Raw genomic sequence first — 13,201 nt, forward strand, 5'->3', positions numbered from 1 at the left:
GCGCGGCAAACGCACCACAATTTGCTGTTACATGGGAATCACATCTACTTCGACTGCAAGTGTGTGTTTCCCAAAGCTGAAAATGATGCCTTTCAGCGGCGGCACATCGCTGTAATCGCGGCCCCAGGCGGTGACGATATGGCGCTCGCCCGGCACGACATTGTTCGTCGGGTCGAAATCGCACCAGCCGTAATCGGGGATAAAAACCGAGATCCAGGCATGCGACGCGTCGGAGCCCTGCAACTTGGGCTTCCCCGGCGGCGGCAATGTTTCGAGATATCCGCTCACATAGCGCGCCGCGAAGCCGAAACTGCGGATGCAGGCAATGGCCAGGTGCGAAAAATCCTGGCAGACGCCCTTTTTAGCCGCCAGTACTTCTTTGATAGGCGTGTTTACCGTCGAAAAGTCGGGTACGAATTGAAATTCCGTGTAAATCTTGCTGCAAAGCTTCGCAATGCATTCATACAACGGCGCACTATCGTCGAAGCAATCTGCGGCAAATGCCTGAATCTCCGAGTCCCATTTCACGAGCGGGCTGGGTAATGTGTATTCCAAAACAGAGATTTTCGTGGCGCGGTCGCCCGTGAGCCGCTCCCGGGCCTCCCCGCTCGTTACGGACGACGGAATGAACAGCGAGCCCGTGCTTTCAGAAAGACGTTCGACAATGGCCGTCGTAAGCACCGTAAGCGTCTTGTGCGGCGAATGCAGGGAAAAATAATGCGTGGTATTTCCGTAAAAATCGACCCGTTCGGTAATCTGCGCCGGCTCCGGGGTAATTTTAATGCTAAAATCCTGGCAAAGCTGGTCGGGTAGCATGCGCGGCGTGAGGCATACGAGGCTGTGATAATTGTTCACAGCCTCCGCGTATTTGTATTGGGTTTTATGGATCAGCTTATACTTCATCCGTATCGTAGTCCATCGGTTCGAAAGAGTGGTGTATCAAGGTGTGACTGAAATACTGGTTGGTGAGGTAGGTTGACACGGAACTCACCAGTCTCGCCACTTCCGCCAGCAAACTGAAAAGCTCCGCACGCTCATCGGCACCATTGCATTTCGTAAGCTCCTGAATGCTGGCCAGTTTGATTAGCGTAGATGCTTTCAATGCAAGCTTTTCCGCTTCACTCAGCCTTTCGCCACGTGTCGTGGTCGGTAACGCGGCCAGGTTTTTACCTAATTCATCCAGCATATAGGCCAGCGAATACGGCAGCCTGGGTTCCAGCAAGATCATATCGAGCATCGCTTCGACGCTCAGATGCGACTTATAGATCTGCCGGTAATTTACCAGCATGTGGTGGTTGATCAACGTCGCCTCGATGAGCTCATTCTCCACCGCCGCATTGCGCCCCACACCGAAATTCGACTGGATCACACTGATTCTCGACAATATGCGCTCGATCAGCTTGCCCGTTTCGAGCAGCAGATAACTGTTATCCCGCGGCATGCTCTCCGCAATCACACCCAGGAACGTAAACATGTCGTTGAAGAGCCCATCCAGCGTGCGCTGAATATTCGTACTGTTCATATGCGACGCATTGCGGATCTCATGGTAACCATTATCGATCAGGTCCACGATCCGCCAGATTTCCAGCTCCCATTGGTTCCGGACTGCGCCCACGGCATTCAGAAACGAGCCGATATTGGAAGCCACCGTGCCCGCCCGGCAATGGTCGGAGATCAATGCGATAATCTCCTTGTAAGGATCATTCAGCTTTTCATCCCCATCCAGAAAGCCCGGATAAGCAGACGAAACGTGCGTGAGCGATTGCAAAAGCACTTTAATGTGCTCCTGCTTGGCCGATCCGCCGAAATTCCGGTCGAGGTTCAGCACGTTAATGGTAATGTTCATAAACTTGATAACCGCCATCGTCCGCTCGCAATAGCGGCCTACCCAAAACAGGTTTTCGGCGCTCCGGCTGGGTAGTGAAATGTGCTTGTTCACCGCAGCCGGCGTATTGAGCACAATACGCTCCTGCACCTCATCGGTTTTGTCGGAAACAATCCACGTGTCTTTCGAAAACCCGCCCTGCTGATTGGAGATCACAAACCGGTCCTTTACCGCCGAGCTGCGCGTGAGCCCGCCCTGCATGACGTGGTAGCCATCTCCGTCAGCCACCATAAATGCCCGCAGTGCCGCATAGCGCGGCTCGATCACGCCGTCGATCAATGAAGGAGTGGTGGAAAGGCTCACTTCCTGCTGCGCGATAAAATCCTGCGGCCGTTCGATCATCATCGCTTTCAGTTCCGCTTTCTGCGCCTGCGTGAGCGTGCGACCGTAAATGGAACTGAATTTAGATTTGCGGTTGCCCTTTTTAATAATCAGCTCGTCGATATGATCGAGCACGTAATTCAGCTCTTTCTGATGCCCGCACCACCACGTGGCGACGTTTGGCATAACTAACTTTTCACCCAGGAAATACTGACAAACATTCTCCATAAACGCCAGAAACGCATGATTTTCCAGCACGCTCGATCCCGGCGGGTTCATCACCTGCACATTGCCGAGCCGGATCGCCTGCAATAATCCCGGCACGCCGAGGCGCGAATCTTCGCGGAGTTCGAGCGGATCGCACCAATCGTCGTCGATACGGCGCACGATCACGTCTACTTTTTGCAGGCCGTCGATCGATTTCAGCCAAACGCTGCCGTTGCGCACGAGCAGGTCGTCGCCCTGTGCGAGCGTGTAACCCAGGTACGAGGCCAGGTAAGCGTGTTCGAAATAGGCCTCATTGCCGGGTCCGGGCGTGAGGTAAACGATATTCGGTGCGTCCTTGCTCTTGTCGGAAAGGCTCAGCACGGTATTTTGAATGCTGTTAAAAAAAGGTGAGAGCTTGCTCACATACATGCCGTCGGCCAGCTCGGGCAGGAGCTTGCTCATCACAATACGGTTTTCGAGCGTGTAACCCGATCCAGAAGGCGCCTGCGTGCGGTTGTCGACAATCCACATCTGGCCGTCGGGTCCGCGGGCCATGTCGGCGGCGAATAATGTGAGTTGGCGCGGCCCGGGCACTTTCACATCGATGCAGGGACGAAAAAAGCCGGTATTCTCAAAAACCAGCTCGGCGGGAACCACCGCGTCGCGCACGAGGTGGCGGGGGCCGTAAAGGTCTTTCAGGATCAGGTCCATGAGCACGGCGCGCTGCTGCAAGCCTTTCGAAATGCCGTGCCATTCGCGGTGCTCGATCAGGAACGGAATCGGGTCGAGCTGCCAGGGACGGTTCATGCCGTCCGGGCTTCCGTAGACATTGTAGGTCACCCCATTCTCACGCAACTTACTGATAATGTCCTGGTTCCGGTGTTTGAGCTCCTGGATACCCAGCTTTTCCAGCGTCGCGAAAAGTGCCTGCCAGTGCGGTTTCAAGCTCCCGTTGGTGTCCAGCACCTCGTCATACGACGTCAGACTGCTTTGGTAAGATCGTAACAGGTTCACAGGAGCCTCGGTAAGCATATTCAAAATCAGGGTTATACTGCAAATCTACCGCGATTTCCAGAATTTGCGCAGATCGAGCGTATTCGGATATTCGGGGTTGATGAGCTCGATGGGTGTATCGGCGCGCATTTCCTTCTTCGTTTCAGCCACAAACCGCGACACGCCCGAGTCGTTTTTCTCCACCACCGGCACTTCCCGGGTAGCCGATGGCGTATGCCCAAAGCCCTGGAAAAGGCTGATTTTGCGCGATTCGGCCTCGAATGCATTCACCGGATAAGTATCGAAACTGCGACCGCCCGGGTGCGAAACGAAATAGGTACAGCCGCCCAATATACGGTTATTCCAGGTATCGACAATGTCGAAAGTAAGCGGCGCATCGGCCCCGATCGTCGGGTGCAATGCCGATGGCGGGTTCCAGGCTTTGTACCGGATGCCCGACACATATTCGCCCTTAATACCCGCGCTGCGCAGCGGCACCCGGCAGCCATTGCAGACCAGAATATGCCTTCCCTCCACAAATCCGCTCACTTTTACCTGTAACCTTTCGAGCGAAGAATCCACAAACCGCGCCGTGCCCGCATTCGACAGTTCTTCTCCCAAAACATGCCATGGCTCAATACCCAGCCGCAATTCCAGCTGAATGTTATCAACGGTAATGCCGCCATAATGTGGAAAACGGAATTCGAAGAACGGGTCAAACCACGAAATGTCGAAGTTGTAGCCGGCCGCTTTGAGGTCGTTCACCACATCCACCATATCGAGGTAAGCAAAATGCGGCAGCAGGAAGCGGTCGTGGAGCTCGGTGCCCCAGCGGATGAGCTTATGCTTATAAGGTTGTTTCCAGAATTTGGCGATCAGCGCGCGGATAAGCAGCGTCTGCACGAGGTTCATATGCTTGTGCGGCGGCATATCGAATGCCCGGAATTCGAGGATACCCAGCCGGCCCGTAGAAGAATCGGGCGAATAGAGTTTATCCATACAAAACTCCGAACGGTGGGTATTCCCGGTAATGTCCACGAGCAAATTCCTGAAAATGCGGTCCACCATCCAGAATGGCACTTCGCCGTCTTCGGGAATTTGTTCAAATGCAATTTCCACTTCATACAACCGCTCATCGCGGCCTTCATCAATACGCGGTGCCTGGCTGGTAGGGCCGATAAACGGGCCTGCAAACAGGTAACTCAATGCCGGGTGATGCTGCCAGTAGGTCAAAAGGCTCCGTAGCAAATCGGGACGGCGCAATATCGGGCTGTCGGCCGGCTTCGCCCCGCCGATGGTCACGTGGTTACCGCCGCCCGTGCCCGTAGCGCGGCCATCGACCATGAATTTCTCCGTACCGAGCCGCGAGAAAAACGCTTCCTCGTATAATGCGCTGATGTTATCCACCAACTCCTGCCAGTTTTTGGCCGGATGGATATTCACCTCGATCACACCGGGATCGGGCGTCACGATCAGCTTCTGCACCCGGTAATCCGACGGCGCCGGATAGCCTTCAATGCGCACCGGCATTTGCAGCTTTTCGGCCGTGGCTTCGATGGACGCCATCAGGTCTAGATAATGTTCGAGGTAATCCGCTGGCGGGAGGAAAATGTACAGAATGCCGTCACGTTCCTCCACGCAAATGGCCGTTTTTATAACTGGTATATCAAACAGCAGGTTATCCTGCGGCGCTTCTTCTTTCTTTTTACCTGAATCTTCATCCTCATCCACCGGCTGCACGTTCAAGGGCAATTCATAGGCGGGCGCGACGGTGCCGTAACGCGCCTGCACAATCGGCTGGTAATTGGCCAATGCGGGCAAATCCTCGAACGGGCTGCGCTCTACCGGCTGCTCACGATGCGCTTTCGCGATTTCGGGCAATGATTTCAAGGGTAACCGGTAGCCTAATGCCGAATTTCCGGGGATCAAAAAGCAGTTGCCGCGCCGGAACTGCCATGCACTGCTGGCCCAATGCTTGCCTTTCTCGTCCCATTTCACCGGAATGATAAAACCGGCCGGGTTATTCAAGCCCTTTTCTAGCAATTTTGCCAAAGTCCGCCGCTCGACGGAATCTTTGAGATTGACCTTTAACGGGTCCACATTCACCGGCAGCTTACCCTCTTCCATTGCCCAATAAATGGGATCTTCGTAGGCCGGGGTAATGTTGTTGGTGTCGAGGCCGAGGTATTTGGTGAGTTCGCTGGTAAAAATCTCGGCGTCTCGGAATGTGAATTTCGTCTGGCCTTCCTTAGTCACCAGTTCATCGTTTTTCCACATCGGCACGCCGTCGTTCCGCCAGTAGAGCGCATATTGCCAGCGCGGAAATTGCTCGCCGGGATACCATTTACCCTGACCGAAATGCAGCAACCCTCCGTGCGCAAACCTGTTTTTGAGTCTTAATGAAAGGTCATAGGCCAGTTGCCGCTTCAACGGCCCGTCGGCCGCCGTGTTCCATTCCGGCGATTCGAAATCGTCGATTGAAATGAAAGTAGGCTCGCCGCCCATCGTGAGGCGCACGTCGTTTTCCTGCAAATCCTTTTCCACATCATAACCCACCTGCATCACCTGCGCCCATTGTTCCTCGGAATAAGGCTTGGTCACACGCGGGTCTTCGTGAATGCGGAAAACTTTGTTATCAAACTCAAAAGTTACTTCGGCAATGTCGGTAGCGCCCGTCACCGGTGCAGCGCTGGCATAATCAGGCGTGCAGCAGAGCGGAATGTGGCCCTCGCTGGCAAACAATCCCGACGTCGGATCGAGGCCGATCCAGCCTGCGCCGGGCACATAGGCCTCCGTCCACGCGTGGAGGTCTGTAAAATCCGCCTCCGGCCCGGAAGGCCCGTCGAGCGACTTGATATCGGAAGTAAGCTGCACCAGGTAACCTGACACAAACCGCGCCGCAATGCCCAGATGCCGCAAAATCTGCACGAGCAGCCACGCCGAATCCCGGCACGAACCGCTGGCGATTGTAAGCGTCTGCTCACCGGTTTGCACGCCGGCTTCCATGCGGATATTGTAGCCGATCGCCTTGTAAAGCTCCTGATTGAGATACACCAGGAAATCCACCGTTTTGATATCCTGCTGAATGTTAAGCTTTTGTATAAAATCCATCAGCAGCGGGCCAGCCTCGCGGGGTTCGAGGTAAGGGCCAAGTTCCTTGCCTAATGTCGCCTCGTATTGAAACGGATACTTATCCGCATAATCCTCCACAAAAAAATCGAATGGATTGATCACCTGCATTTTAGCAATCACCTCCACATCAATGCTCAACTCCGTGGCTTTTTCAGGAAACACCACGCGCGCCTGGTAATTACCGAATGGATCCTGCTGCCAGTTGATAAAATGGTTCTCCGGCTTGATTTTCAAAGAATACCCCTCAATAGGCGTACGGGAATGCGGGGCAGGGCGAAGTCGGAAAATATGCGGGGAAAGTGAAACACTCCGATCGAACTTATATCTTGTTTTATGCGAAATAGCAACTTTTATAGCCATAATAGGAGTATAATTATAAAATCATATAATTTGGCGCTCTGCGGAATAAATCATCCTAAACAAATGCTTTATGCTTATTTTTCAAAATATTAGGTTAGGCCAAATAACAAATGCAAAATTTTATTTCAATATCAATTTCATGCCCGGATGCACAGGACTGATAATTCCTTAAAAGTTACGACATTCGCCAAAATCCTTACGATACCATAAGTTTAGTTCAAAAATGAAAATTGCTATCATCGGCTGCGGCAACATGGGTATGGCCTTCGCCCGCGCCTTCCTGAAATTTGACCTCGTCAAGAACCAGGATTTTTTACTGGTTGAGAAAAGCACCGACCGTATGGACAGCCTCACCGCCTTCCAGCCGGGCGTGATCACGGGCGTTATCGGCCCGCAGATCGGCGAATACGACCTGATCATCGTTTCGGTAAAGCCGCAGGATTTTCTTTCGGTAGCCAGTTCCCTGAAAGAAGTGATCCAGCCCAGCCAGGTAGTGCTATCCATTATGGCCGGTGTGACCATCGAAGGCATTCAAAGCGCATTGGAACATAAGGCGGTAATCCGCGCGATGCCGAACACCCCTGCAATGCTCGGAATGGGCATTACGGCCTACTCCGCGTCGCCGGAAGTGGATATTCACCAATTACGCAAGATCGAAAACCTCATTAATGCAACCGGCCGCTCGGTGTTTCTGGAAGATGAGGACCAGCTGAATGCAGTGACTGCATTGAGCGGCAGCGGGCCGGCTTACTTCTTTTATGTGGTGAAAGCGATGATCGAAGCGGGTAAGCAAATGGGCTTCGAAGAATCGGTAGCCGCATTGCTCGTGAAACAGACGATGCTAGGTTCCTACCATTTGATCAACAATGCCGACAAGTCGCTCGATGATTTGATCAAAGCCGTAGCCTCCAAAGGCGGCACCACGGAAGCCGCATTGCGTCAATTCGAAGCCGGCGGATTGGACAAAACACTTGAAAACGGCATTTTCGCAGCGCAGGTGCGTTCGACGGAATTGTCGAAAGGGTAAAACGCTTGAATGTCACGCTGAGCGGAGTCGAAGCGCGGTAATAGTACCGCCTTCGACCGCCGGGCGACCCGCCCGCTCAGGCTAACATTAATCATCAAACTTTGAATATATGGGGACCACAGCCCGCAAACTCGCAACCCTAGACATCGTTCTGAATGGCTTAATGCGCCGCTACAAAGAGCGCGTGCCGGACGTGGGCATTATCCTGAATGCGCTGGTGAATGACGGCGTCGTTCCCATCGCCGATGCGATCGAAAACGACCATATTGCCTTCCGCACGATGGGCGTGCCGCAGCTGGGCGTAAAGTCGTTTGAGAAAATATTCCTGCACTACGGCTACGAAAAGCGCGACCATTACTTTTTCGAAGGCAAAAAACTCGACGCGTGGTGGTACGCCCCACCCCGCGAAACCGACCCGCGCATTTTCGTGAGCGAGCTCCGCGTAGGCGACCTCAGCGAAGAAAGCCAGCGCATCATCCGCAGCTACACCGACGAAGTCACCACCGACCCGGTCGATTCCCTCGACCTCGACAACGGCGAGGCGGTGGACGCATTCCTGCATCAACCCCTCTGGCGCACACCAACGGTGGCTGATTACCAATCGCTTCTGAAAGAAAGCGAATACGCCGCCTGGGTGATCTATAACCGCTATTATTTGAACCACTTCACGATCAGCATCCACAACCTGCCCGACGGCTACAATTCTGTCGCTGCATTCAATGAGTTTCTGGAAAAGCACGGCATTAGGCTCAACACGTCCGGCGGCAAGATCAAAATCAGCCCCGACGGCGGCTTACTGCAAAGCGCTACCGTTGCCGAAATGCTGGACGCGGAGTTTGCCAATGGCGAAAAGCTGCGCATTTCGGGCTCTTATGTGGAATTCGCGGAGCGGAAAGTTTTGCCGGAGTTTGTTAATCTCCCGGCCAATGAAGTTAAGAGAAAGCATCGCCGCGATGGTTTCGAAGCGGGGAATGCGGATAAGATTTTTGAGAGTACTTATACTGCTCAGACGGGGCGTTAGGCCGGAGTTGAATTTTGAAACAGAACGTCGGGGCAGAAATCCAGCGGCGCTGGAATCAGCTTGCCGTCGTAATCTTCCATCTCAGTCATATCTCCCCAAAGAATGGTCCTCTCGTCTGTTTTCGCCTGTATGAAAATGTCAGGTTGAAGAATTTTGGCAAACGGGCTTTTTCCGCTTCCTCTGTATTCCGCTAGAAACTTCCCGAAATCCGTAACCCGGACCTTCCCATCCGTCCAAAGTGACGTGATGACGAATGGCTCTGCGGATAATATTTCTTTAACTCTCGGATTCATTATTGTAGCGGCCTGATCTTTCGCAGCCTTCCGTTATCCTTTTGGGATTCCTCGTAGTTGAAAACCAATTCTACCCGGTAAAGTTCCACCCAGGCCTGAATCAGCCTGACCTGCTTTCTAGGTAAATCCCCGACAATCACATTCCCGGTTTCAATCGAAAACTGGGCTTCCTGACCACCGTATTCCGCGTGGAAATGCGGCGGCAAAGTGATCTTTGAAATACATATAAATGACGATTCCGAAAAAGCGGGAGATTTCTGGCATAGTGGATGTGTATAAGTGTCAAAAAACAATTGCTATTTACTCATTCACAAGCAAATGCACAACCCTTAATGCATTGCCTTCACTCTTCTCATTCTTTTCCCCTGAAATTTCCAAATGCAGCTTGTGCTTTCCCGCCGGTAGCTCATCCGCCAGCATTAAATACCAGGGCAAATGCAGCTGGTTGCTCCAAGTAGTGTAAGTGTCCAGCGTTTTACGGTTCTTTCCATCGATCGTGTAAGTGATTTTTCCCGCATCCGGGCCGGAGATGGTGGCGATGCCTACACCGCGGCCATTGAATTCAAAATCCAGCGAAGAGCCTGCTGTTTCGCTGACGAGCATCGGCACATTCACAAAGCCGTCGCGGGTGGAGAATTTTACCTTCGGCTTCCAATCCGGGTCGAGCGTGAAGCCTTTCAGGTTTTTGGCCTCTTCGAGCTTGTGGTAACTGCCTTTATCGTAGGTGAAACGATCCATCGGCGCGGGGAACTTCATGTCTCCGGTCGCGGCGGATTCCATTTTCAGCATTTCCTTGATCGTTTGCACGTAGATTTCCTGACCAAAGGGCGATGGGTGCAGGTCTTTGAAATCGTACTTCCAGCTGAATTCCCCGGCCTTGATGCGGTCGTACACTTCGCGGGCCAGGTTAATGTAAACCGCCCCGTAATGCTTCGCCACGCGCTCGTGCACGGCCACTTCGGCGGGCTCTTTGCCTGCGTCATAGTCATCATTCTTTTTAGGTTCCGCAAAGGCCATCATGACCACATTTGCCTTTGGATTTACCGCATACATTTGCCTCAAAATACCATCCAGCGCCCTGATTTGCGCCTTTTCGCTGAAACCATTACCCCTGTCGTTAACGGCCGCCTCCACAAAAAGCAGGTCGGGCGTGCCTTTGGCGAGGACATCACGGCCAAAACGCATTGAATGCGGCGTGCTGCCGAGCGATGGGATGCCGGCCGCGATGAATGTGAATTCGGTATCGGGGAAATGCTCGCGTAGATATTGCGACGTTTTGTCGCGCCAGCCTGGGTTGTGCGTAATGGAGCCACCGAGGAATGCGACAGTGCCTTTCTTAGTTGTTCTGAATTTTTCGAATGCATTGCCCAGTCCCTTATTCAATGTAATGTAGGGCGTGTGCAGCAGCGGCTTTTGCACCGGCACGCTATGCTGTTCGACGAAATTGGCGAAGAATTTTGGATGCTCGATCGGGAAATGGTGGCCTTCCATACTCTGCTCGCCGCGCGTCATCGGGTACACGCTCGCGGGACCGCCTAATGCAATATAGTTTTTGACCAGTAAGTCGGTATTTTCCGCGGCGGGGACGTGTTCGTCTTTCAAACCAATCACATGCACAATGGGCACTTTAAATGCGGCCAGGCCAGCCAGGTCGTTCAATGGAATGTCGGTGAAGTTGGCGGCTTGTTCTTCGGTGAGGCCGAAAATCTGCTTCCACGCTTCCCAGTCTTTGGGTGAGCCTTTGCCCTTTCCTTTGCCGCCAGGCCAGCTCTTCGGGTCGGCTACGGGCGCTTCGGCGTAAATACAGCTCACCTTGTCGGGATTGCGCTTGGCCCATCCGTACACATACAGGCCGCCGCGACTTACACCTTCGAGCGCCACTTTGGGGGCGAAATGCTTTTCTCTCACGAGGTAATCATAAAACGCGTCCCAAACCTGCATGGCTTTCGGGTGGGCGAACATATCATTGGTGTTCACATAAGCTATGTGGAAGCCGCGCGAAAGCAAAATACTGTCCATTTCGGTGTGCCATGTGGGGAAATGTGCCCGCCAAATCCACGGATTGCCCTCAATTGCTTTGTGCGGTTTCACATACCACGCCGCACGGTCCTGGAATGTGAATTCTGTCTTTTCAAAACTCTTCCATTGGGTTGTCTTCTCAGGCGTTTGAGCGGAAATATAGTGCGCTGACAGCGTAATTACAGCCATCAGAAGCCATGCAATGCTTTTTGTTTTCATAGTTTTCAAAAGCGTTTCCTGCACCGATTTTACCGGCAGGCACAATCGCTTTGGTACGATATTTTAACTAACTCTCTCGAAAACAATCTTGAAAAAGACTTATGGATAAGATCGAAAAGTTTAAGACCATGGAAAAAATCCTGCGCGAAATCGAGGATTTAAAAAACAGCGAGACTGCCGTGATCAAGAAGATTGGTCAGATCGAAACAGAGAATATGAATGTGAACGTCCAGAACCTCGACAAGTCATTGAACGAGATTTACGACGGTGTTTATAAAAACCTTCAGAATGTCGAAAGCCTTCAAAGTTCATTCACAGAAACCGTCGCGGATTTTAAAGACAAAAACAAAATCACCGACGAGATGTTAATGGAAATAAGAGAATAAATTACCCTAATTTCATCAGACTAGAAACCAACAAAAAGCCCCGGATCGCATGATTCGGGGCTTTTTGGATTTTGGGAGGAAAGGAAAGGCTGTCGCCTACCGCAGTTTCAACGTCGCCAGCGTGAGGATCGCGAGGATAATGCCTACAATCCAGAAACGCGTCACGATTTTGGCTTCGTGGATGCCTTTCTTCTGGTAATGGTGGTGCAGCGGCGACATCAGGAATATTCGCCGGCCTTCGCCGTATTTTCGTTTCGTGTATTTGAAATAACTGACTTGTAAGATCACAGAGGCGTTTTCAACAATGAAAATCCCGCACATGACCGGGATCAGCCACTCTTTGCGGATGGCCAGGGCCACTACCGCGATCACCCCGCCGAGCATCAAACTGCCCGTGTCGCCCATGAAAACCTGCGCCGGGTACGCATTATACCATAAAAACCCGACGCACGCCCCAATGAAGGCCGCACAGAAGATTACCAGCTCGCCCGAGTTGGGAATATACATGAGGTTGAGGTATTGCGAAAATTTGGTGTTACCCGACAGATAAGCCAGCACGCCCAATGTGAGCGCGATAATGCCCGAAACGCCCGCCGCAAGGCCATCGATCCCGTCGGTGATGTTGGCGCCGTTGGAAATGGCGGTGATGATGAAAATCGCGATAATGGTGTAGATCACCCAGGTATATTCCTCGGGCAACCAGCCGAAAAGCAGCGTTTTATAATCAAATTCGTTGTTTTTGATGAATGGGATGGTCGTTACCGTGGGGTGGATAATGTCGCGGTAGCGCTGCACTTCGCCCAGGCTCGAACTCAGCACCGGCTGCTCGTAAACGCGGATTTTGACATTGTCGTTGAAAGATAGCGTCAGGCCGACGATCACGCCAAGGCCTACCTGGCCGACAATCTTGAAGCGGCCGTGCAAGCCGTCCTTATTATTCCTGAATTTCTTGAGATAATCATCCAAAAACCCAATTCCGCCCGTCCACACCGCCGTGATGATCAGCAAAACGATGTATACATTGCTCAGTTTCGCGAACAGCAGCACCGGCACCAACAGCGACGCCAGGATGATGAAGCCACCCATGGTTGGCGTTCCGGCCTTCTCCATTTGCCCGGCCAGCCCGAGGTCGCGGATCGACTCGCCCATTTGCTTTCTCCGCAGCAGATTAATGATAGACTTTCCGTACGCAGCGGCAATGAAAAGTGACAAAACCGTAGCGCCCAACGCCCTGAACGAGATGTACTGGAATACCCCGGCCCCGGGAATGTTGAATTGCTTGTCTAAATAATCAAAGAGATAATATAGCATGTAAAAGCTTATTGGGATGACGGCTGC

At 52.5% G+C, this 13,201-nt stretch carries 10 protein-coding genes; 3 read left to right on the plus strand and 7 right to left on the minus strand.

The annotated features are described in order from the left end of the window. Positions 1-27: 27 nt before the first annotated feature. Genes DFER_RS17405 through DFER_RS17415 form a run of 3 tightly spaced genes read right to left on the minus strand, consistent with a single transcriptional unit; the run spans position 28 to position 6,898 of the window. Positions 28-903, minus strand: coding sequence for a transglutaminase family protein (locus tag DFER_RS17405; RefSeq protein WP_015812963.1), 876 nt, complete (start codon positions 901-903; stop codon positions 28-30). Next, on the minus strand, positions 893-3,445 hold the full coding sequence (locus tag DFER_RS17410; RefSeq protein WP_015812964.1) for a circularly permuted type 2 ATP-grasp protein: 2,553 nt from the start codon (positions 3,443-3,445) through the stop codon (positions 893-895). The genes DFER_RS17405 and DFER_RS17410 overlap by 11 nt, the downstream gene beginning before the upstream one ends. Positions 3,446-3,472: 27 nt before the next feature. Continuing rightward, positions 3,473-6,898 (minus strand): transglutaminase family protein, encoded by a 3,426-nt coding sequence (locus DFER_RS17415; RefSeq protein WP_015812965.1) that lies wholly within the window; start codon positions 6,896-6,898, stop codon positions 3,473-3,475. A gap of 223 nt (positions 6,899-7,121) precedes the next feature. Between DFER_RS17415 and proC the strand changes: the two genes are divergently transcribed. Then, on the plus strand, positions 7,122-7,925 hold the full coding sequence (proC, locus tag DFER_RS17420) for a pyrroline-5-carboxylate reductase (protein WP_015812966.1): 804 nt from the start codon (positions 7,122-7,124) through the stop codon (positions 7,923-7,925). A 109-nt stretch (positions 7,926-8,034) separates the two neighbouring features. After that, entirely contained in the window at positions 8,035-8,946 is a 912-nt protein-coding gene (locus DFER_RS17425; RefSeq protein WP_015812967.1) for a DUF1338 domain-containing protein, read from the plus strand. Here the strand turns inward: DFER_RS17425 and DFER_RS17430 are convergent. From DFER_RS17430 to DFER_RS17440, 3 genes are read right to left on the minus strand one after another with little or no spacing between them, the layout of a single operon-like run. Continuing rightward, positions 8,943-9,239 carry a hypothetical protein gene (locus DFER_RS17430; protein ID WP_015812968.1) on the minus strand — a complete coding sequence of 99 codons (297 nt, stop codon included), beginning with the start codon at positions 9,237-9,239 and terminating at the stop codon, positions 8,943-8,945. The two genes, DFER_RS17425 and DFER_RS17430, sit on opposite strands and share 4 nt — an antisense overlap. Beyond that, the gene (locus DFER_RS17435; RefSeq protein ID WP_310586720.1) at positions 9,239-9,532 is read right to left on the minus strand and encodes a DUF4160 domain-containing protein; all 294 of its coding nucleotides are present in this window, start codon (positions 9,530-9,532) and stop codon (positions 9,239-9,241) included. The genes DFER_RS17430 and DFER_RS17435 overlap by 1 nt, the downstream gene beginning before the upstream one ends. Positions 9,533-9,539: 7 nt before the next feature. Continuing rightward, positions 9,540-11,477, minus strand: a complete 1,938-nt coding sequence (locus DFER_RS17440; RefSeq protein WP_015812969.1) for an SGNH/GDSL hydrolase family protein — start codon at positions 11,475-11,477, stop codon at positions 9,540-9,542. A 101-nt stretch (positions 11,478-11,578) separates the two neighbouring features. Here DFER_RS17440 and DFER_RS17445 point away from each other — a divergent pair, with 101 nt between their 5' ends. Then, positions 11,579-11,863: a hypothetical protein gene (locus DFER_RS17445; RefSeq protein ID WP_015812970.1), complete on the plus strand. Its 285-nt coding sequence runs from the start codon at positions 11,579-11,581 to the stop codon at positions 11,861-11,863. Between the two features lie 96 nt (positions 11,864-11,959). Here DFER_RS17445 and mraY read toward each other — a convergent pair whose 3' ends face one another. After that, complete coding sequence (mraY, locus tag DFER_RS17450) at positions 11,960-13,174, minus strand: phospho-N-acetylmuramoyl-pentapeptide-transferase (RefSeq protein ID WP_015812971.1); 1,215 nt, start codon at positions 13,172-13,174, stop codon at positions 11,960-11,962. Between the last annotated feature and the right edge of the window lie 27 nt (positions 13,175-13,201).

It is taken from the genome of Dyadobacter fermentans DSM 18053, assembly GCF_000023125.1.
GTDB classification, from domain to species: Bacteria; Bacteroidota; Bacteroidia; order Cytophagales; family Spirosomataceae; genus Dyadobacter; species Dyadobacter fermentans.

Excerpts from the sequence above, each read along its gene's own strand:
- DFER_RS17405 (WP_015812963.1), bottom strand. The coding sequence starts at position 903 with ATGAAGTATAAGCTGATCCATAAAACCCAATACAAATACGCGGAGGCT.
- DFER_RS17410 (WP_015812964.1), bottom strand. The coding sequence starts at position 3,445 with ATGCTTACCGAGGCTCCTGTGAACCTGTTACGATCTTACCAAAGCAGT.
- DFER_RS17415 (WP_015812965.1), bottom strand. The coding sequence starts at position 6,898 with ATGGCTATAAAAGTTGCTATTTCGCATAAAACAAGATATAAGTTCGAT.
- proC (WP_015812966.1), top strand. The coding sequence starts at position 7,122 with ATGAAAATTGCTATCATCGGCTGCGGCAACATGGGTATGGCCTTCGCC.
- DFER_RS17425 (WP_015812967.1), top strand. The coding sequence starts at position 8,035 with ATGGGGACCACAGCCCGCAAACTCGCAACCCTAGACATCGTTCTGAAT.
- DFER_RS17430 (WP_015812968.1), bottom strand. The coding sequence starts at position 9,239 with ATGAATCCGAGAGTTAAAGAAATATTATCCGCAGAGCCATTCGTCATC.
- DFER_RS17440 (WP_015812969.1), bottom strand. The coding sequence starts at position 11,477 with ATGAAAACAAAAAGCATTGCATGGCTTCTGATGGCTGTAATTACGCTG.
- DFER_RS17445 (WP_015812970.1), top strand. The coding sequence starts at position 11,579 with ATGGATAAGATCGAAAAGTTTAAGACCATGGAAAAAATCCTGCGCGAA.
- mraY (WP_015812971.1), bottom strand. The coding sequence starts at position 13,174 with ATGCTATATTATCTCTTTGATTATTTAGACAAGCAATTCAACATTCCC.